The organism is Trinickia sp. Z7, from assembly GCF_056498045.1.
This window is the reverse complement of sequence record NZ_JAUEQW010000005.1, coordinates 41,786-61,556: the sequence shown is the minus strand read 5'-3', so window position 1 is coordinate 61,556 and position 19,771 is coordinate 41,786. Positions and strand designations below refer to the sequence as shown.

The window sequence follows — 19,771 nt, the reverse complement described above, 5'->3', positions numbered from 1 at the left end:
CGAGCGATGATTTCCTTCTGCAAACGCGTATCGGCGGTTCTTTGTGCCCTCGTGCTGTCCGCCTGTGCAGCCAGCAGCCTACCTGGCTATCAGAACGCCTATCAGGCATACAACGTTCCGCAAAGCCTGGTCGATCGCATCAATGTCAAATTCCGGGAACATGGCCTCGCCCGAGCTTCGGTAGCACGTGACAACACCGGCCGTATCCAGTTGACCGGGATCTACCACGACGAGGACGAGGTCGATACGGCTTTCGTCATCGTGCAGTCGATTGTCGGTATCAAATCGACTTCTCCGTTCTATCCGCACAATATCGAGCACAAGCGCTGGGAGATAGCGGCCGGCAAGGCACTTGAGGCCACCCTCCACTCAACTGCGCCCCGTTCAGCGATTCCTATCAAGCGCGCTCTGGTCGTGGGACTGAACCGCTTCGGCGATCCCTACAACATGAAGGACATACAGGGCCGTGACGATGCCATCGTGGTCCAAGACTATCTCCGCCGGGCAGGGTACGAGGTCACCACGTTCCTCGATGAACAAGCCACTAAGGCGAACATCGAAGGTGCCTTACGCACACTCGACCGAAGTATCGGCCCTAACGATGACGTCTTCGTCTTCATTTCCAGTCATGGTGCGCCGCCAGTTCCCACGCCGGGCGGCGTCGACCAGCGAAAGATGTCCATCCTCGCGTTTGACTCAGGTGACAGCCATACGATGGCAATAAAGGATGCGGCGGAATTTTTTCTGTATGTTCAACGTCATTCGGTGCCCGACACACTTGTGCAAGACGTGGCCCGACACCCCAGTCGAATGACCCGCATTGTTATCGATACCTGCTATAGCGGTGATATGCTCGACGACGTTCAGAACGAGAGCACCACCTACATTCTGAAAACAAATGGCGGAAAGAAGGAAGTCGCAGGGATATCGTTGGCATCCTGGACGACGCCCGATTTCACGCGGAAAGGAATTCACTTTGCGGCCGATACGGCAAGCGGCATAGGCAGCCCCCAGCATGGCAATGGGGCGCATGGGGATCGCAATCGCAACGGGTACACCATTATTACCGCGACGAGTCCCAACGAAGAGTCGCTAGGGCCGCCCAAGGGTCAAACTTTTAAGAATCCTGCCGGTAGCGGCCAGCTGTACGGCTCCTATTTCACGCAATCTTTGTTCGCCTATCTATACGCATCCGGTGGCCACCTCGACTCTGCTTTCCAGCGCGCTAAGGTGTTCACATCGGAAACGGCGAGTCAAGCGAGCAGGGGCGCAGCGCACCAGACTCCACGGGAATTTTCAACCGTCCCGGACGGAGCAAACGTAATCAATTGAAGCAATGGGCGTGCTGCTAGCGTCCCTGAACTGGAGAGAATCATGCGATACCCCATCATCGCGTTGAGCCTGGTAGCGATGGCCGTACATGCAAATGCCCAGGAAGGGTACACCGCGAAGTCTTTGTTTTTTTTGGCGAATAACTCGGTCGTCGCAGTTAACACAAATCACAAGTCGGCAGAGGATCCCACTGCCGTGGCGGCGGCGCAACCTGCGGCGAACAAGTCGTCACTGTCCGTAGTCAAAACTTCGAGCAAAAGGCACGTGGCACACATCGGTGCGAGCTATTTCATCCGCCTGAAGGACGAAGATGGCACGACGCACGATGTGCTTACCCGCCGCATCTTCAAAAGCGGTGAGAAGATCCAGTTGGGCGTGCGCGTCAATAAGCCTTCGTATGTCTATATCCTGAACGAGGCGCCCGACGGCACGATCACGCAGATCTACCCGCAGACGTCTCAGGACAATTTCGTCGACGCGATGGGCGTCGTCTTCTTCCCCGCGAAGGGATCGTTCCAGTTCGACGAAAAGCCTGGAATGGAAAAGCTGCTGGTCTTCCTCTCGCCGCAGCCTGCGCGCGACAACGTCACGCGGCGCCTGCGCGGCATGGCTCCCGACATTGTCGCAAATCCGGTTGCACAGACGGCTGCGGACAATCATGCCTGCCCGTCGACAGGTGCTACTGTCGCCGCGGCAACGCCAGCAGCTTCAGACGTGACAGCACCGCTTCAGCTTGCCGGTGCGTCGACCGATTATTCGGCGAAGGGGATCGCGTTCGCGCCGGAAAGCACCGACGCGTGCCCGGGGGTAGTAGCTCAGGCCGGTAATTCCGCATACGTCTCGAAGGGCATCGTATTCAGCGACGACGCTGCACCCGCGGCCGGAGAGCATCCCGCGTCCTACGTAGTGAAACAGACAAGCAAAGCGAATTCGACGCTTTTCCTGAAAATCAACCTGGCACACGAGTAACCGGCAGCGCCGCAAGCACGCGTCAGCCAACGAGATATAGGTCATCGAAGCGGGAAAACATGGAACACAATCATCTCATCATCGGTCTGGGTGGTTCTGGCGGCAAGATCATCCGTCACCTTCGCAAGACCATCGAACGCAACCGCGACGCTCAGAGCAACAGCCCGTCAGATGCACGGTTCGAATACCTGTACGTCGACACGTCGAGCGATGAGATCGACAAGCATGATGAGTGGAAAGTGCTGGGCAAGGAAATTGACCTTGCCCGCAGTCAGTACATGATCAACACCGCAGGCAGTATCCGGCCGGTGCTGGACGACCCTGACTCATTTCCCGGTCTTCGAGATTGGATCGAACCGCGCAGTGTTTTCGATTTCGTAAAGCCCAGCACGGTCGGCGCTGCACAGCGGCGCAAGCTTGGGCGCCTTGTGTTCGCACAGAACGCCCCGCACTTCGTCCGGGCGGTCGAAGACCGCATGCGTGTGCTGCAGCAGGCGCCCGGAGGCCGCGCAGGCGCTGTCATCCACGTTGTATGCGGTCTCGCGGGCGGCACGGGTAGTGGTTCTGTCGTCGATGCGGTCGCACAGATTCGCAATAAATATCCGAACCAGGATCAATACCGCATCATCATCTACGCAATTCTGCCGGAGAAGGATTCGCGACGTGTTGCAGACGTAGCGGGTTTCTCCAACTACTACGCGAACGGCTATGCGGCGTTGGCTGAACTCAACGCGATCGCTGTCGGGCGCTACCATCCGGTGAACATCCTCGACGGCTCCCCGATGGAGCACGACGTGTATTTCAACGGATGCTATCTCGTCAGCAACTTGAACGAGCACAACATCCAATTCGAAGTTGAATCCGAGCTTCCTCGGATGGTCGGCGAGTTCATCTACCAGAAGACGCTGAACAAAGAGTGGGACGGCCTTGGTCGTGCCGAGAAGGGCGAGAACGACATCAAGAACTTCGAAAGCGAAGAGGATGGCAAAGCCCGGGCGAAGCTCTTCCTGTCATTTGGCGTTGAACGGATAGTCGTGCCGGAGCAGGAGATCAAAGAGTATCTTGCTTACGGGTTTGCGGAGCAGGCCACTCGTCAGCTCATGTTCAATAATTTCCGCCAGGGAGAAGGCTACGCTGACGAGCCGGTCCAAAAGGACTGGGGCAGCGAGGCGCGCAAGCCCGACACACTGCAGAACATGCTGCTCAGTGACCAGCATCTCACGCTCGAGGTGGGCATACTCGAAGACGATGCGCGCAGCGGAGGATGGAAGCCTGCGGCCGAGTTCTGGAAGCAGGTGGTTGGCGTCATCTCGACCGAAGTGCGTACCGACACCACGGTTCCGCCGACGAGTTGGGCTTCCGCACTGAATGCCAGGCTAGGGAAGGTCTTCGACGAGACTTACCGCAAGCTTGGCGGGGTGCGCAAGTTCTACCAAATCAAGGGGAGCGCTCGTCTCGAGATGGCACGCCACGTCGTTCGCCAGATTGAAAAAGACTTGTTCGCCCGATGGAAAATCGGCACGCATTCGCTGATTCAGCTTCGGCAGTTTATCGATGCGCTTCTCGGCGTGCTGGATGAGCGGCTACAGGTCCTGGCCGACGAACTAACCAAAGCGCCGACGGCTCAGGGTGCGGTCCAGCAGAACATCGAGCAGTTGGTCACCCAGTTCAACAAGGTTGGCTTCCTGGGCCAGCATCTGACGGACAAGCGGAGCTCGCTATTCGCGGAGGTCGCCGCGCGTCATCAGGACTTGTATGTGATGCGTACGATTCAGGAAGGGCAAAAGTTTGCGCTCAGCCTGATTCCCTTCATCAAGGACGAGTTGACGACACTTCGCGGCCAAATCGACGATATGCATCAGATGCTGGCGGCAGCAACCGAGCGGGTGCATCAGGAACAGGCCGCACGTCTGGCCGGCGCCGACTCGGCCTACCAGCAGCGGATCTTTGATCGCCAGGCCATCGCGAACATCATGAAGGCGGTAATCGTCGACGAGCAGGCTCAGATTGCGCGCACCCAGAAGATACGGCAGTCGGTCATCGACCTTGCTGGCACAGAGGTGGATTCGTTCGATCGCCTAGTGAGAGGGGTGTCGCTCGGCGCCATTATTTCAACGATTTCGCAAACGTCGGCGGTCGTTGTCGAGATGGCGCACGCGGAGATCGCGAAGAACCTTCAACCGGTCCTTCAGGTAAATATCGTCGAGCGGTTGCAGAAGCAGTATGACGCCAACCCCAATGCTCTGAAGGCGTTCGTGTCTGATCTGTACGAAAAATCGGGAACAATGATCCGCTACAACAAGACGGAAGTCGACCGATCGGTGGCCAATAATGCAGGTGGCACGCGCGGCACGCGGAACACGGTTGCAGTATTCCTGCCCGAATGCGAAAGTCAGAAAGATTTCCACGCCAATCTGACCCGCCTCTTCGAGCAGCAGAAGGATCCGGCTTCGGACACCGTGGTAGCGCCAGGTAAGTTGTCCAACGAGATTGTCATTCTGAAAGTGGCGTCGCTCATGCCTGCGCGATTCATCGAGCCCCTCGACATAATGCGACGGCACTACGACGGCCTACTAAAGGACATCAACGAATCTTTTCTGCTGCATAGCGAAGGCGACGGCAAGAAACTGCCGCCACTTTACGCGCGCTCATCGGCGGAAGTCAGTGCACAGGCAAAGCGCAAACCATATCTGCTTCTCGCACGCCTCTTGGAAATGCTCAAGGAGCGGCAGAACAAGACGACAGGTGCGCAGGAGTGGGCCTTCATTTACAAGGCGAACGGATTGCCCGCCTCCAAGGTTCTACGGGGAGCGACATGGCAGGCGATCATTGACGAAGACCACCCGGTCGATCTGCAGGGACTGATCGAACGCGAGGTGGGCCGTCGTATCGACGTTGACCTAAAACATAAGGACGAGAAGGAAAAGGTCTTCCAGCGTTATATCGAATTCGCGACGGCACGCTTTGAAGAAGCCGGCGAAGACGATCAGGATCCCCAATTCCTTGCGTTGAGCGCAATGCAGAAGCACATACGCGAAATTATCGGGTTGCCTGCGAATATCGACTGAGCGAACCCTGACTGGACCCAACAGCTATGCCTAAATTTAAATGCCCCTCCGTCGGTGACTGCGACAAGGCTAACACCGGCGAGATTTTTGAGCGCACCGCGGCCGAAGATATCCGCTGTCCGGAATGTTCGACGCTGATGGTGCTTCAGGAGCATCACAAGTCGCCTACGCCTGCCAATCCGAAGATCATCACGATCGCCACCGCCGCTGTCTTCGTGATTGCGGCTAGCGTAGGCGGGGGACTTTACTTCAAGAAGTCGCATGCAATCGCCACAACCGGGATCACTGCCGTCGCGACCGCCACTGCGGCTTCGTCTCCCACAACCCAGTTCGCGGCTGCCGCCAAGGATCAGCCGGCGAGTGTGCCTGTGGCAGACCATGCGGGCGGCATCGCTCCGGCGGACACAGAGATTGCCGCCCAGCGAAAGGATAGTGACACGAAGCTCTCGAGCGGCGATGCGCAGGGTGCAGAGTCAGAGAGCAACGAGGTGGCGGCAAAAGAAATGATCAAAGTTGCCATCGCCCAGATGTCGCAAGGCAAGCTCGATGACGCCGAAAAGGAACTCAACGACGCGGCCGCCCGTGACCCCAAGCAATCGCTCGTGTACTACAACATGGGCGTGCTGCGCCTGAAGCAGGGGCGCACGGACGAGGCACTCAAGCAGTTCGAAGCTAGCTTTCTCAACGGATTCAATTACTTCGATGAGATGGCGAAGGATCCTGATCTGAACGCGATTCGGAATGATCCGCGTTTTATCGGCCTTGTGAAAAAGTATCGAATGGCGGTATAGCATCATTGCGTCTTCTGGCCGCGACCGTGATGGTGCCGGCGGCGCTGCTCCCTGCTTGCTCAACGCAATCTGACTTGTCTCTCGATAGCGGCGAGCGTGAGGGCGTCACCACGTCGGAATGTGAACGCCTGAAGGCGCTGGAATCGTTCCTCACCGTATGGTCGTGACCGAATCGTCGGTGTTGAGTTCAACCTGGGCCAGGCCGGCATCGACGAACTGAGCACGCTGGTCCAGATGTTCGGGAGGCTGCCGTGTTCCGGTTCGACGACGAACTGAAGGTCTACGTCCATCGCGATCCGGTGGATTTCCGCTGCGGGATCAACAGTCTGTCGATCCTGGTCGAACAGGCCATGCACCTGAGCCCGATGGCGCCCGCACTGTTCGTGTTCGGTAACCGGCGCCGCGATCGCATCAAGATCCTGGGCTGGGAGCCCAACGGTTTCTGGCTCCTGCTCAAGCGGCTCGAAGCGGGCGTCCTGAAGGAAGAAGGCCGACAGCCGCAGACAAAGCGTTATCTCTGGGCTCAGATGACGGACTCGGACACGTCCGTGCGCGAGTTTACCTACACGCCTGGTCGCGGCGGCAAACTGGCCGACAAGCTGTTCGACGACGTTCGCGAAGGCGCGGTGCTGATGACCGACGGGTACGCCCCTTGTTGCCGTGGAAGATGCCCGCCGATCTCCGCTGAGTCCCCGCTGCCACACCTCAGAGTTCGACGCTACAACACTGAGAGGCGTGAATTAAAGACCGCATACGTCTAATTGCTAGACGTTGATTTCTGCGCACTCACTTTCCAACGCATCCACGAATGCCGAGAAATCCAACTGGGTTTTCTCGTTCAACTCGGCGGCTCGATTGCGGATAGCGCTCCAGTCTAAGTTTGGCCGATCTTTCCAAAGCACCATGACCCCTTGTACCTCGGAAACGAGCATGAATTTTTTGCACGGAAAGACAGACGAGACGGTCGACATGAATTCGGCTGCCCATGCGGCCGTAGGCCGATAGACATTGACCGTCATTATGCCGCCCGTGCGTAGGACTCGATGACATGCCCGATAGAATTCGACGGTATGCAAAGCATCGACCGGACCATAGCGTTCGTCGAACGCGTCGGAGAGGATCAAGTCGCACTGCGCGTTGCCATGGCCTCGGATGAAGTGCGCAGCATCGCTCACCACCACGCGCAACCGTTCGTCGTCGGGGGGGAGGCTGAAATGTGTTCGCGCCAGTTCGACCACCTCGGGCTCGATCTCGAGCGCGATCGTTCGTAGTTCAGGCAAATGCCGGTGAATGAACTTCGCCTGCTGTCCGCCGCCGAGCCCGATCAGGATGACATCGGTCGGCGCTGCAATGAACGCGAGCGGCAGCAACATCTTCTGCGTGTAGAGCGCAGGAAGCGCGTCGGGCTGCGATAGGTTCATGACCGACATCGCACTGGCTTCGTCGTCTGCCAGGTGAAGGAAGAGGCGGCCGTCGGTTTCACGAACGCGATATTTTCCGGTGCTCGCCACACGCGAATCCTCAGCGATCATTGGGCGCCTCTTTCATTTGCGCATTCTCGGGGACGTATTTGCATGCCGGTTTTCGGGGGTATCGCGTGCCGTGCGATAGGTTGGAGTGAGTTTAGGTTCGTATCGGCTGGGGTTCGCGTCGCGCAACGAATTAGTTGGTCCGGCAGCGAACCGCGTCGGTGACATCGAGTCGATTGCCGCGCGTTTGAAGTCGTCGTTGCGGATTGCACATGCCGCATGAGATGCGCTGATTTGCGTGGCGGCCAGCGTACGCCACTCAAAAACGGACATTTCTAATGTCAACGCCAGATTCAAATGTCGCGCTCAAACAGCACGGCACTACGACATTTGAACTTTGCCCAGATACGACATTAGAACTTTGCTCCTACACCTGAAACGTTGATAATTGTCATTATGTCAAATCAACTGTACGACAGACTTCGTGCGCCCGAGCATTCTGCTTCGCGAGCGCTCTTCCGCGCTTTGGGAATCTTCCGAGGGGCACCCTCGAGAAACGGGCTTGTTCGTACCTTAAGGATCACGGCAGTCTTTTCTGGATAGACGGATAGTCGCTGGCTCCATAGCCGACGGTGGCAGAGAGTCAGCCATCCGTAGTGCACGAAGGGACTGCCGCAAGACGCCTAGCGCCGAGCTCAGAAAAACACCTGCGATGAGGGTCCCGACGATGATGTCCGGCCACCGCGAGCCCAGTGTGTAGCTGCTGCCAGCAGCCAGCAATACTCCGACGTTGGCAATCAGGTCATTTCTCGAGCACAGCCAGGTCGAGCTCATGTTGAGGCTGTCGCCCCGGTGCCGATAAAGAAGGCTGAAGCAGATGAGATTGGCGGACAGCGCCAGCCCACCCACGATCCCCATCGCCACGGCAGCCGGCATCACCGGGTGCAACACCTTGTAGATGGCTTCTGCCAGCACTCCAAAGCCAAAAAGCGCCATGAAGCCCCCTTTCGCCAAAGCGGCGCCCGCCTGCCATCGCGCCGAGCGCGCCAGCACAACGAGAGTGAAACCGTACACCAGGGCATCGCCCAGCATGTCCAGAGCGTCCGCCAACAGCGAAGTTGAATCCTCCAGGAGGCCTGCTGCGCCTTCCGCGACGAACATTACGGCATTGATGGCGAGAACGGCCCATAGCACGCGACTATGATTTTCCCGGAGCGCATTCACCTCACAACTTTTATCTTCGCAACAATTTGCCATGACGCTTCTCGCAGGTTCGACCTTACCGTCGCAGCAGCGTCGATCGAAACGGTCAAAATAGAACCGTCGTCGCACCGAGTTCCGTGATCGACACCGAATGGCTGGGTCTTCCCGGTCGCAGGGACAAGTGTACGGCCGCGTGGCCGTCGATCGCTAGCTCGACACGCTCATCGAGTGTGTTGCCTGCCCCGGCATCGGATTCAATATCATTCGGCATGCTGGCGTGTGCATGACCGATGCATGAGCCTGTCGTGAGGAATTGCGTCACAGTCCCTCGGCTTGGGTCAATACGCGCGAATAATTCGCGGCAAAGTCCTTGTGGACCAGCGTACCGGACCCGTCCGTTTGGCCGTTGCCCGAACCGATGGCGTCGTAATTGGGCAGAGTCCATTCGGGGATGTCCTCCATTCCCTCGCATCATGCGATGCGTCTCCAATGACCTTCGCCGCCCTAAGGCGCGACAACAATCAATCCAGAATTTATGGTCATTTCAAAAAAACGAGGCACATCACTTGCTCGTCCCCACGCGCCATTTCCGCAACTCCCAACAAAAACATGCAAGCACGCCTCACCCCATTGCCAATCTATATCACCCAACTTCCATAACAAAACGAACATGGAGGCATACGTGAAGAAATTCGTTTGGAATCGCGTTTTTTACATGTTCATCGGCCTCACGAGCCTGCTCGCCGCCTGCTCTGGCGGCGGCAACGACGACAGCGCGCAACCCAGCGGCGACGCCCTCTCCTTTCAAATGCAGGCCGGTGGACAAACCAATGCGTTCTACCGCCAAGGCAACGTAGCCGCGCATTTACTCATGCGCTCATCGACCAAACCAAGGCTGCTGGTCGTGTTTCCCGCCGGAAACAGCGGCACGGGCTTATGGTTCCAAGATACGGCTCAGCCCGTCGCCTGGAGCCTCGATTCACCGATCTCCCCCAGTGTGAATCGCGACAACCAGGGCCGCAACCTCTACGGAATTTCCGCCAATGTTTCCGTGAATACCAATCAATTGACCTTGCGTGGCGCATTGCTCACCTCGGTGCGCTTCATGCGCGACTTCAGCGGCGGCTATTCAGTTCCGCCGAACATCCAAACGCAGCCGGTCATAAGCGGCAATACGATTCATTGGCAGCGCAATCGCGTGGACGGTGCGCCCGGTTACGCGCTCGTGCTCCAACTGATCAACGGCGGCACGGTCACCACGAATGCGACGGGCTCGCTCGTATTCACTGCGGCCAATGGCGATAACGCCTTGCATTTTCGCGTTCTTGCCTGGACCGGCGAGACGCCGCTCACACCGATCACACACGTCAGCCTGTTCAACAACACCGTCAACCCGGATACGCAGAGCCAAAACGTCGTCGAATTCCTGAGCTACCAGGACAAACTCCTCGCGGGCTCTTGGCAGTACGACACCTACTTCGGCCGCGACACGCTCATCTCCGTGCGCATGCTGATGCCCGTCCTACAGCCCCCCGCGATCGAGGCGGGGCTCACCGCCGTCTTGAGCCGGCTCTCATCCGACGGCATCGTGGCGCACGAAGAAGGCATTGGCGAATTTGCCGTCATCGACAACGACCGAAATGGGCGCGGCAACACGGCCACGCCCACCTATGACTACAAAATGATCGACGGCGATTACCTACTCGCCCCGGTGATGGCGGCTTGGCTCATCGACGATGCGCGCGGCGCCGCCCGCGCAGCCGCCTATCTTGCGCAAACGGAAGAAAACGGACAGACCAACGGCAGCCGCTTCGTCACCAATCTCGTTCATGTCGCCACTACTGCTCGACCTTTTTCGCAGCAAAGCGTCGCCTCGAACCTCATTCATCTACGCTCGGGCCAAATTGTCGGCAATTGGCGCGACAGCACCGACGGCCTCGGCGGCGGCGTGTACCCATACGATGTCAACGCGATACTGGTTCCGGCCGCACTGCGTGCCGCGAGCCGCTTCCTCGATAGCGGCCTGCTCGATCCATACCTGAATAGCGAGCAGCGCGCCGCGCTGGCGGATGCGGCACAGCAGGCATCGGTTTGGGAGGCGGCCGCGGCCGCATTGTTCCAAGTGTCGATTCCTGCCGCACAAGCCGCGACGGCCGTGCCGAATTACGCCGCCCAAACCGGCGTCCCAGCCGGCACGCTACCGAGCACGACCACATCGTTCTACGCGCTGTCGCTCGACGAGCAAGGCAATCCGATCCCAATCATGAACTCCGATGGCGGGTTCGCCCTATTGTTCGGCACGCCATCGACCGATGTCCTCTCCCGAATCGTGACCGCCGCAGTGCAGCCGTTCCCGGTAGGGCTCGTCACCGATGCCGGGATGCTGATCGCCAATCCGGCTTATGCCGATGCTTCGCTATGGCCACGCTTCACGAACGCGGCGTATCACGGCACAGTAATCTGGTCTTGGCAGCAGGCGATGTGGGTGGCCGGGCTCGACCGGCAACTTGCTCGTCAGGACTTGCCCGCCGACACGAGAACGCTGCTCACCAACGCGCGCTCACGTATTTGGCAGGTGATTTCGAATGCGTCCGGCATGCGTGCATCGGAGATGTGGACGTGGTCATATGCCAACGGCGCCTATCAGGCCGAAGCGTTCGGCACGCACAGCGCCGATGCGACCGAGGCAAACGCCGCGCAGTTGTGGAGCACCACCTACCTTGCGATTACCGATCCGAACCTGCGAGCGGGAAGATACTGGTGGCAAACGCGAAACGGAGATGAAAGGGTTGCGGCGCGCTAGCGCTAGAACGATCGCCGTGACGAGCCGTCGTTGCTACCGCAATCGACATGGAAACGGACCCGCCGCGCTGTGCGGGTCCTCATCGCGAAGCGCCCTATCGTTCGCCGTCATTGGACATCTCACGGGCATGCAATAACGAAGAAGGCGCCACGTAAGGGAACCCGATCTCGCCGATCGACACGACCGCCGCGTCGTCCGGGCCGATCAACCGCCCGTCCTGCGAGCGCAGTTCCAAGCGCCTAGCCGGCAATCCTTGTCGCTTGTCGACTTGGCGCAATAGGCAATCCTCCGGTTCAAAAAAGTATCCGAGCGCGTACAAGGGTCTCGCAATAGCGCAAGGCGCCTTCTTGTGACTCGTCCGCTTCACCATCGCGCGCCGCAAGCAGTAGCACACAGGCATCCGCACCGAAAAATCAAAAAACACCTGCGAATTGCGGTGCGAAGACCGCAATTCGGCATCGATCGCTGCACAGCGCTCTACAATACCGTGCCTCTTTCGTTGCGCCTATCGGTACATGAAGAACACGGTTCTTGAAATTCCGTCCTTTCGCTATTTCGTTTTCAGCCGCATAGCGACGACGATGTCCAATCAAATGCTGATGGTGATCGTCGGCTGGCAGATGTACGACATTACCCATAGCGCTTTCGATCTAGGCATGGTCGGCTTGGCGCAATTCCTCCCGGCGCTCGCACTGTGCCTCGTCGTCGGGCAAGTCGCGGATCGGTGCGATCGCCGCTACATCCTGATCGGATGCCAGCTCGTGCAAGGCGGCGCCGCCTTGTTGCTGACCGCAGGCACGCAGTATGGATGGCTCGGGCGCGAAGTGCTTCTGCTCGCATCGCTTGCGTTGGGTGCGGCGAGGGCATTCCAGTTGCCAACGCAGCAAGCGCTGCTGCCTACCCTCGTTCCGCTCGCATCGTTTCCGCAAAGCTTGGCCATCAGCTCGGCCGCATCGCAGCTCGCCACCATTCTCGGCCCTGCAGTGGGGGGCTTCATATACGTAGCCGGGGCGGCCGTCGTCTACGCAACATGTGCCGCGCTGTCCGTATTCGCCGCCGCCATGCTCTATTTGATTCACTACGACCACGTGCGGCCCGCCCGCGAGCCCGTTACCCTGCACAGCTTACTAGCGGGCATTCGCTTCATCTGGCAACGCGAGCAAATCTTGGGGGCGATCTCGCTCGATTTGCTCGCCGTGTTGTTCGGCGGTGCAACGGCACTGCTGCCGATCTTCGCCCGTGATGTCCTGCATGTCGGCTCGTGGGGCTTGGGATTGTTGAGATCGGCGCCGGCGGGCGGCGCGTTGGCGGTTTCGCTTTATCTCACGCGAAACCCGATCGAACGTCGCGCCGGAAAAACGATGCTCGGGTGCGTGGCGCTTTACGGCCTGGCCACCTTGCTCTTCGCGCTGTCCCGTTCGTTCTCGTTGTCGCTCGCAGCGCTCGCGCTGACGGGCGCATTCGATATGGTGAGCGTGGTGGTGCGGCAATCGTTGGTTCAGCTCGATACGCCAAATGACATGCGCGGCCGCGTGAGCGCCGTCAATTCGATCTTCATCGGCGCATCGAATCAGCTCGGCGAATTCGAATCGGGAATCACCGCCGGTTGGTTCGGCGCCGTTCCGTCGGTTTTGATCGGTGGCGCCGGGACGATCTTGATCGTTGCGCTCTGGACGAAGGTATTTCCGTCGCTGGCGCAGCGGGAGCGATTGACAGATTCCTAGACGAACCGAAACCGCGCGAGAACCTACCCGTCGCGGTGCTCTGCCGTGATCTTCTGCCGGATGACGCTGACGCCTTGGCTCGAGGCTTCGTCACCGCTTTGGCCATCCTCATTGCGCTCGATCGTGGCGAACAGGGACCCGCTCGAAGGCCACACGCGCCGGAACTGCTCCATTTGTCGCTCCTCGGCGAAGACGGACACCGACGGTTTCAGCAGATCGTGCCGCGACACGATGCCAACCAGCCGATAGCTTTTCTGATCCTCTACGACGGGAACACGCTCGAGCCCCATCGCTGCGAGCCGGGCAGCTACGTTTCGACAAGTCTCGTCCGGTAACGCCGTCTCGGGCCGCGATCGGGCGAACACCTCGCCGACGAGGCCGTCCGGGCTATCGCCGCGCCCCGCGCGAACACGGTCGAGCACGGCCTTATCCACCATGCCGACCAACCGCCCGTTCTCCACCACCGGATAGGCGCGAAACTTCTGCGTGGCGCCGAAATACTCGCGCATGACATCGGCGATGGGCGTATTCGAATCGATCGTCTGGACGTTGACCGTCATCACTTCATCCACGTAGTGCCGCTCCAACGGATCGATGCTGTATTCACGATAGATGTGATACCCGCGGCGAGCGATCTTCTCGGTCAGAATCGAGCGGCGCATGAGCAAGACGGTGAAACCGTAGGCCACCGCGGCCGCCGCGAGCAGCGGCAGCAACGCATTCGCATCGCCGGTCAATTCGAAGGCGAACACCGCTGCCATCACCGGCGCGCGCATCATCCCGCCCAGGGCGGCGGCCATGAAGATGAGCGGCCAAACGGTGGGATCGCCACCGGGCATGTACGGCCCGACGATGGCCCCCACCCCGGCGCCCATCATGAGCAGCGGCGCGAGCACGCCGCCCGACGTGCCCGAAGCCAGCGCGATGACCCAAATCACCGCTTTGACGATCACGATCCAAACAACGGCATGCAACACGAGGTGGTTTTGCAGCAGGTCACCGATCACGTCGTATCCCACCCCGAGCGTGCGCGGCTGAAAATACCCGCCGATGCCCACCGCGATGGCCCCCAACGCCGGCCACCACATCCAATGAATCGGCAACTTGCCGAACGCATCCTCCACCTTGTAGAGCCAGGTCGACAAGCCCCACGACAACGAGCCCGCGATCAAACCGGCCACGGCCGAAGACACGATGCCGATGGGGCCGAGCGGCAGCGTATGCAGCGGAAACAGCGGCCCGCTGCCGAGCAGCAGCGGGCGCGTAAAGCCCGCCACGGCGCATGCGATGGCAACCGGCAACAGGCTGCGCGGCCGCAGTTCGAACAACAGCAATTCGATTGCGAGCAGGACCGCGGCAACGGGCGTCCCGAACACCGCCGTCATCCCTGCCACGGCGCCGGCTACCAACAATGCCTTGCGTTCGGCGCTCGACAGATGGAAGAACTGCGCGACGAGCGAGCCGATCGCGCCGCCCGTCATGATGATCGGACCTTCGGCGCCGAATGGCCCGCCGCTGCCGATTGCAATGGCGGAAGCGAGCGGTTTGAGCACGGCCACCTTCGGCGACATCTTGCTCTTGCCGAACAAGATCGCTTCGATCGCCTCGGGAATACCATGCCCGCGAATTTGCTCCGACCCGAAACGGGCGATCAGCCCCACGAGCAGTCCGCCGACGACGGGCACGGCAATCACGATCCACCCGAGCGTGTTTTCCGCGGGGGAGCGGTTGGCAGTCGATATCGTCTGAAAGAAAAACAGGTTGTTGAACAACCGAATCAAGTGGAGCAAGAAATCGGCAGCAACCGTGCTCAGCGCGCCCCCCACTGCGGCGATCGCGGTAATGCGTAAAAGCCTGACGTCGGTCGCAAAATCGCCCTTGTGCTCGCTCATGAAATTCCTCGATAGACATGCACTGATGCAATGGCCTTCCCGGCCGCAGGGTCACATTTATATCACAACGTGATGCAATATGTGCGAGCCGCCCGTCGCCGCGCCGTCGCTCTTCGCCGAATGCCGCTCAAGTTAGCCAGAACCGTGCCGTTATGCGTGAAGGCCCAGCGGAAGCATCGTCCGCGCAGGCGCCTATTCGTCATAACACTTCGTCACAACACTCGTTCAATATTTGGGATGCAGATGACCGTACCCTACCGGCCCAGGCTTAGTATCGGCGCGCGGCTCGTCGCTTTTTCGTGCGTGCTCGTCGGGCTTATCTTCGTCGCCTTCTCGTGGGCGCTCACGCAAGCCGCGGGCGCACAGGTGCGCGAGCAGGTCATGAAGCGCATCGACGAGAAAGATCGCTCGATCGCCGACATGATCGGGCTATTCGATCATGCATTGACGGCCGAGGTGGGCCGAACGATGGCATTGTTCGAGAGCTTCTTGCCGGGCGGCTTCAGCGTCGACGAGGGCAGCAAGGTCGACGTCAACGGCGTTGCCACGCCAACGTTCAAAGCGGGCGAGCGCGTGCTCAATCTCGACTTTTCGATCCCCGATCAATTCCTCGACCGCAGCGGCGCCATCGCGACGCTGTTCGTTCGCAACGGCGACGACTTCGTGCGTGTCACGACTTCGCTCAAGAAGCAAGACGGCTCGCGCGCAATCGGCACCCTGCTCGATCGAAAAGGCCCTGCCTATGCGCTCGTGCTATCGGGGCACACCTATACGGGCCTCGCCGCGTTGTTCGGCAAACGCTACATCACGCAATACAAGCCGGTTGCCGACGCCTCCGGGCATGTCATCGGCGCGCTGTTCGTCGGCGTCGATGTCGAGGCGCAAATCCAAGCGCTGAAGGATCAAATTCGTGCGCTGAAAGTGGGCGACAGCGGTTTCTATTTCGTCATGGACGCATCGGCGGGCGCCGATCGCGGCAAGTTCATCGTGCATCCCAATGCGGCCGGCCAGCATTTCGACGACAACAATGGCCCCTACTCGCACATGCTCGAGGCCAAGCAAGGCCGCATCGACTATACGTCGACCGATCCAACGCTCGGCGAAACGCACGCACGCGAGAAGACCGTTTCCTTTCTCACCGTGCCTGAATGGCAATGGTTGATCGGCGGCGTCGCGATGCGCGATGAAGTCATGGCCGATGTGACGTCGATCCGCAATCGCTTCGCCGCGATCGCCTTCGCGCTGCTCATCGTGTTCGCCGTCGTCTTTCTCATGGTCGTGCGCCGCCTCGTGAGCCGGCCGCTCGAGGAAGTGGCCTCCGCAGCGGGGCATCTCGCGGCGGGCGATCTGACCGTGCGGCTGGGCGCACGGGGCGCGGCTGCGAGCAAAGGCCAAGCGCCGAGCGATGAAATCGGGCGGCTCGTCCAGGCGATCGACGGGGTGGGCGAAGGGCTAGCCCGAATCGTGGCGCAAGTGCGCGAAGCATCGGCCGGGGTGACGGACGGCACGACGCGCATTTCGAGCAGTAGCGGGGACATCGCGGCGCGCATTGCGAGCCAAGCGGCAAGCGTCGAGCAAACGGCGGCCAGCATGGAAGAAATTACGTCGACGGTGCAGCAAAACGCCGATCACGCCGCCCGAGCGAGCGATGTCGTGAGCGGTGCGGCCGACGCCGCGATGGAGGGCGGCCGCGCGGTCGAACGGGTCGTATCGATGATGAGCGAGGTCAACGGCTCATCGCAGAAGATCGCCGACATCACCACCGTCATCGAAGGGATTGCTTTCCAAACGAACATCTTGGCGCTGAACGCCGCTGTGGAAGCGGCGCGCGCAGGCGAGCACGGCCGGGGCTTCGCCGTGGTGGCCGCCGAAGTGCGCGCGCTCGCGCAACGCAGCGCCGCGGCGGCGAAGGAGATCGCCGGGGTGATCGCCGAGTCGACGTCGACCGTCCAAGGGGGCTACAAGGTGGCCGAAGAAGCGAGCGCAGCCATGCACGGCATCTTGTCCCGCGTGGAAGAAGTGCGCGCGATCATTGCGGACATCGCCGTCGCCTCCCGTCAACAGTCCGCGGGGATCGAACAAGTGGGTGGCGCCGTCGCGCAGATCGGCGAAGCCACGCAGCAAAATGCGGCCCTCGTCGAGGCGGCAGCCGATGTAGCGCGCACGCTCGAAGCGCAAGCAGCGAGTCTGGATGGCGCCGTCTCCACGTTCAAGCTTGCCGGCGGAAACGCAGCTACCCTGCGTCCGTCCGCGCCGGTTGCGTCTCGATACAACCGGTAACAAGGTTGCGTTGATTTGCGGCGCGACGTTCGTACAATCGCCTCACAGGCGCTCGCTTGGGAGGACTATATGAAAACTTGGGAGGACTATATGAAAACGAATCGTTTCGCAGTCATCGCGATGACTGGTTTGGCGCTGGCTGTTTCTTCGGCGGCGTTCGCTGCGGGCGGTGGCGGTGGCGGTGGCGGTGGCGGCGGTGGCGGTGGTGGCGGTGGTGGCGGAGGCAGCGGTGGCGGCAATGGAGGCGCCGGTGCGGGCGGCGGCCATGGAGGCGCGATGGGTGCAGCCATGGGCGCAGGCGGGACGTCCGCGGGACATATGAGCGCCAAAGGAATGAGCAACACCAACGGCCCCACGTCCGGCGATCGGGACAAGGGGTTGGCGCGAGCGGAAGATCGCTCCGACACGCAAGCGGATCGAGTGGGCGATACCGATGCGGTGGGCCCGGCGTCGAAGCACCACAGCGTGGCCGTCTCGACGCGTCATCAACATCACACGCGCAAGGCCGCTCCCACTCCAAACTGACCCCTCCGTCCTGCGCCGCGGGCCACGCGCGGGCATGCCGCCGAGCGCGGGGTGCTTCCGCCAGGCGCTTTGCCCCCTTCGCGGCAACGGGTCCTGATTGCACGAATGACGGTCGACACGTTGCGCCGCCGTGCTCCGAGCCATTCGTTCGGCATAAGGCGCGCCCCGCTCACGAGCGCTGTGCCCGCGGGACGGCGCAGTTAATTGCGCGCTACGGGCTGGGCGTCACTGCTGCGCTTGGAGTTGCCATTGCAGCACGGGATGAGCGCCCGGGCTATAGCTGCCGTTCATATCGTAGAGCACGGTTACAGCGCCCTTGCTCCTGGACCAATCGATGAGACCACCGTTCGCTATGCTGCCGCCGTTGTCGACGGCCGCGCTGTCCGCATCGAGCGTCAAATTTCCGGTGCCGCAGTTCTTGAGTTTTGCGCCCGCTTCGATCGTCAGCGAATGATAGGCGCCGAGCGTGAGCGATGCCGCACCGTTCCAATGAACCGACGACATGACGTCGACATCGCCGATCCCGCCTTGGGCCCCGGTCGCTTGCGCATCGATGGACGTCCCTGCGTTCAAGCTCCGATCGAACGTGGCCGCCGCCGCATCGTCGATCGTCAAGTCCGGCGTGGTCACGTTCCACTTTCCGGCCTTGACCAATGGTTTGATGCCGTCCGCCCCGAGTTCGAGCAGTGCGCCATTCGTATCCACCGTACCGCCGCTGCCGTCTGCGTTCTTCGCTTCGATCGTGCCGCCGAGCGCAACGGCGCCCGTATCCGCCACGAGCCAGACATGCCCGCCGCGCGTCGCGGTCCCGGTTGCGCGCAGCGTCGTATGTTCGCCAGCCAGCGCAAAAATGTTGCCATCGGCTGCCTGCAAACTGATTTGTGCGGCATCGATCGGCCCGGCATTCTCGATGTTGCCGCCGCTGCCTGATTGGACGAACACCTGCCTGCCCGTCGACGAGTCCTGCAGCATCACGTTTTGTCCGACGGCCAACTCGGCCGTGCCGTGGGGCGCTAGGATTCGCCCCGCGTTGACGATGCCGTTGCTGGAAATGAGCATGACGTCGCCGCCCGTCGAGCCCACCGTGCCGAGATTGATGATGCTCGCGTTCGAATTGCCTCTGAACGTGAGCCGATGGCCCTTCATGAAGCCGCAATTGCAGGTATCGAGCGTCGAGGCGACGAAACGGCCGCCGGTGCTGACAACGCCGCTCGGGCCGATCAATATCCCTTGCGGGTTGATCAAGTAAACGCTGCCCGTAGCGGACAGCGTCCCGTATATCGCCGACGGATCGCCGCCCGTCACACGATTGAGCGTCGCGCCCGTGCCGTTGTTGAACGTCACCCGGTTGCCGCCGCCGATCGAAAAACTCGACCATTCGATCACGCCGCGATTCGTCGATTGATCGATCGTCAAAGCGGCAGCGTTGCCGCCGATCGCTCCCGAACCGGCGATGAAATGGCCGCCGCTCGGGAGCGGGCCGGCGGCCTGCGCCGGCGTCGTCGGCACGCCCCAACCCCACAGCGCCACGGCGATCGAGGTCAGCCCCGCAAGCGGCCGTCTACGCGCAAACCGTCCAACCTCCAACCCACGACTACTGCGAGCAGCACCCTCGGTCTGTGATCCGATACTTTCGGCCATCCCTGTCTCCAAAGATTGAAATTCGCACAGCGCCGCCTTTCTCCGCGAGGCGGGCGCGATCACAACGATAGCCG

13 protein-coding genes and 2 pseudogenes are annotated in these 19,771 nt (G+C 60.6%); 10 read left to right on the top strand and 5 right to left on the bottom strand.

From position 1 onward, the window contains the following. The first annotated feature begins 6 nt into the window (after positions 1–6). From QQS38_RS11125 to tnpB, 6 genes and pseudogenes are all read left to right on the top strand, one after another. Complete coding sequence (locus QQS38_RS11125) at positions 7–1,332, top strand: caspase family protein (protein ID WP_479645432.1); 1,326 nt, start codon at positions 7–9, stop codon at positions 1,330–1,332. Positions 1,333–1,374: 42 nt separating this feature from the next. Further along, positions 1,375–2,301: a DUF4384 domain-containing protein gene (locus tag QQS38_RS11120; RefSeq protein ID WP_479645431.1), complete on the top strand. Its 927-nt coding sequence runs from the start codon at positions 1,375–1,377 to the stop codon at positions 2,299–2,301. A 59-nt stretch (positions 2,302–2,360) separates the two neighbouring features. After that, positions 2,361–5,369 (top strand): tubulin-like doman-containing protein, encoded by a 3,009-nt coding sequence (locus tag QQS38_RS11115; RefSeq protein WP_479645430.1) that lies wholly within the window; start codon positions 2,361–2,363, stop codon positions 5,367–5,369. 26 nt (positions 5,370–5,395) lie between these two features. After that, positions 5,396–6,160: a TPR end-of-group domain-containing protein gene (locus QQS38_RS11110; protein ID WP_479645429.1), complete on the top strand. Its 765-nt coding sequence runs from the start codon at positions 5,396–5,398 to the stop codon at positions 6,158–6,160. A gap of 177 nt (positions 6,161–6,337) precedes the next feature. Continuing rightward, positions 6,338–6,436 (top strand): annotated as a pseudogene (locus QQS38_RS11105) (transposase); the annotation flags it as partial. Next, positions 6,412–6,813: pseudogene (tnpB, locus tag QQS38_RS11100) on the top strand (IS66 family insertion sequence element accessory protein TnpB); the annotation flags it as partial. The pseudogenes QQS38_RS11105 and tnpB, both read left to right, overlap by 25 nt. 111 nt (positions 6,814–6,924) lie before the next feature. On the opposite strand, the gene QQS38_RS11095 reads toward tnpB, so the two are convergent. The 3 genes from QQS38_RS11095 to QQS38_RS11085 all read right to left on the bottom strand — a co-directional run bounded on the left by QQS38_RS11095 (position 6,925) and on the right by QQS38_RS11085 (position 9,294). Then, a complete protein-coding gene (locus QQS38_RS11095; RefSeq protein ID WP_479645428.1) occupies positions 6,925–7,692 on the bottom strand; it encodes a fused MFS/spermidine synthase in 768 nt (255 codons plus the stop codon). A gap of 510 nt (positions 7,693–8,202) precedes the next feature. Continuing rightward, positions 8,203–8,886, bottom strand: coding sequence for a cation diffusion facilitator family transporter (locus QQS38_RS11090; RefSeq protein WP_479645427.1), 684 nt, complete (start codon positions 8,884–8,886; stop codon positions 8,203–8,205). A 264-nt stretch (positions 8,887–9,150) separates the two neighbouring features. Beyond that, on the bottom strand, positions 9,151–9,294 hold the full coding sequence (locus QQS38_RS11085; RefSeq protein WP_479645426.1) for a hypothetical protein: 144 nt from the start codon (positions 9,292–9,294) through the stop codon (positions 9,151–9,153). Positions 9,295–9,547: 253 nt separating this feature from the next. Between QQS38_RS11085 and QQS38_RS11080 the strand changes: the two genes are divergently transcribed. Then, positions 9,548–11,635, top strand: a complete 2,088-nt coding sequence (locus tag QQS38_RS11080; RefSeq protein ID WP_479645673.1) for a hypothetical protein — start codon at positions 9,548–9,550, stop codon at positions 11,633–11,635. A 515-nt stretch (positions 11,636–12,150) separates the two neighbouring features. After that, the gene (locus tag QQS38_RS11075) at positions 12,151–13,359 is read left to right on the top strand and encodes an MFS transporter (protein ID WP_479645425.1); all 1,209 of its coding nucleotides are present in this window, start codon (positions 12,151–12,153) and stop codon (positions 13,357–13,359) included. 23 nt (positions 13,360–13,382) lie between these two features. Here QQS38_RS11075 and QQS38_RS11070 read toward each other — a convergent pair whose 3' ends face one another. After that, the gene (locus QQS38_RS11070) at positions 13,383–15,251 is read right to left on the bottom strand and encodes a chloride channel protein (RefSeq protein ID WP_479645424.1); all 1,869 of its coding nucleotides are present in this window, start codon (positions 15,249–15,251) and stop codon (positions 13,383–13,385) included. Positions 15,252–15,494: 243 nt separating this feature from the next. Between QQS38_RS11070 and QQS38_RS11065 the strand changes: the two genes are divergently transcribed. Then, the gene (locus tag QQS38_RS11065; RefSeq protein WP_479645423.1) at positions 15,495–17,531 is read left to right on the top strand and encodes a methyl-accepting chemotaxis protein; all 2,037 of its coding nucleotides are present in this window, start codon (positions 15,495–15,497) and stop codon (positions 17,529–17,531) included. A gap of 90 nt (positions 17,532–17,621) precedes the next feature. Beyond that, positions 17,622–18,056 (top strand): hypothetical protein, encoded by a 435-nt coding sequence (locus tag QQS38_RS11060; RefSeq protein WP_479645422.1) that lies wholly within the window; start codon positions 17,622–17,624, stop codon positions 18,054–18,056. A 225-nt stretch (positions 18,057–18,281) separates the two neighbouring features. Here the strand turns inward: QQS38_RS11060 and QQS38_RS11055 are convergent, their stop codons facing one another. Then, the gene (locus QQS38_RS11055) at positions 18,282–19,697 is read right to left on the bottom strand and encodes a two-partner secretion domain-containing protein (protein ID WP_479645421.1); all 1,416 of its coding nucleotides are present in this window, start codon (positions 19,695–19,697) and stop codon (positions 18,282–18,284) included. Positions 19,698–19,771: the final 74 nt, after the last annotated feature.

What these genes read in the sequence shown, in the direction of transcription:
- QQS38_RS11125 (WP_479645432.1), top strand. Translation starts at nt 7, where the DNA reads ATGATTTCCTTCTGCAAACGCGTATCGGCGGTTCTTTGTGCCCTCGTG.
- QQS38_RS11120 (WP_479645431.1), top strand. Translation starts at nt 1,375, where the DNA reads ATGCGATACCCCATCATCGCGTTGAGCCTGGTAGCGATGGCCGTACAT.
- QQS38_RS11115 (WP_479645430.1), top strand. Translation starts at nt 2,361, where the DNA reads ATGGAACACAATCATCTCATCATCGGTCTGGGTGGTTCTGGCGGCAAG.
- QQS38_RS11110 (WP_479645429.1), top strand. Translation starts at nt 5,396, where the DNA reads ATGCCTAAATTTAAATGCCCCTCCGTCGGTGACTGCGACAAGGCTAAC.
- QQS38_RS11095 (WP_479645428.1), bottom strand. Translation starts at nt 7,692, where the DNA reads ATGATCGCTGAGGATTCGCGTGTGGCGAGCACCGGAAAATATCGCGTT.
- QQS38_RS11090 (WP_479645427.1), bottom strand. Translation starts at nt 8,886, where the DNA reads ATGGCAAATTGTTGCGAAGATAAAAGTTGTGAGGTGAATGCGCTCCGG.
- QQS38_RS11085 (WP_479645426.1), bottom strand. Translation starts at nt 9,294, where the DNA reads ATGGAGGACATCCCCGAATGGACTCTGCCCAATTACGACGCCATCGGT.
- QQS38_RS11080 (WP_479645673.1), top strand. Translation starts at nt 9,548, where the DNA reads ATGTTCATCGGCCTCACGAGCCTGCTCGCCGCCTGCTCTGGCGGCGGC.
- QQS38_RS11075 (WP_479645425.1), top strand. Translation starts at nt 12,151, where the DNA reads ATGAAGAACACGGTTCTTGAAATTCCGTCCTTTCGCTATTTCGTTTTC.
- QQS38_RS11070 (WP_479645424.1), bottom strand. Translation starts at nt 15,251, where the DNA reads ATGAGCGAGCACAAGGGCGATTTTGCGACCGACGTCAGGCTTTTACGC.
- QQS38_RS11065 (WP_479645423.1), top strand. Translation starts at nt 15,495, where the DNA reads ATGACCGTACCCTACCGGCCCAGGCTTAGTATCGGCGCGCGGCTCGTC.
- QQS38_RS11060 (WP_479645422.1), top strand. Translation starts at nt 17,622, where the DNA reads ATGAAAACGAATCGTTTCGCAGTCATCGCGATGACTGGTTTGGCGCTG.
- QQS38_RS11055 (WP_479645421.1), bottom strand. Translation starts at nt 19,697, where the DNA reads ATGGCCGAAAGTATCGGATCACAGACCGAGGGTGCTGCTCGCAGTAGT.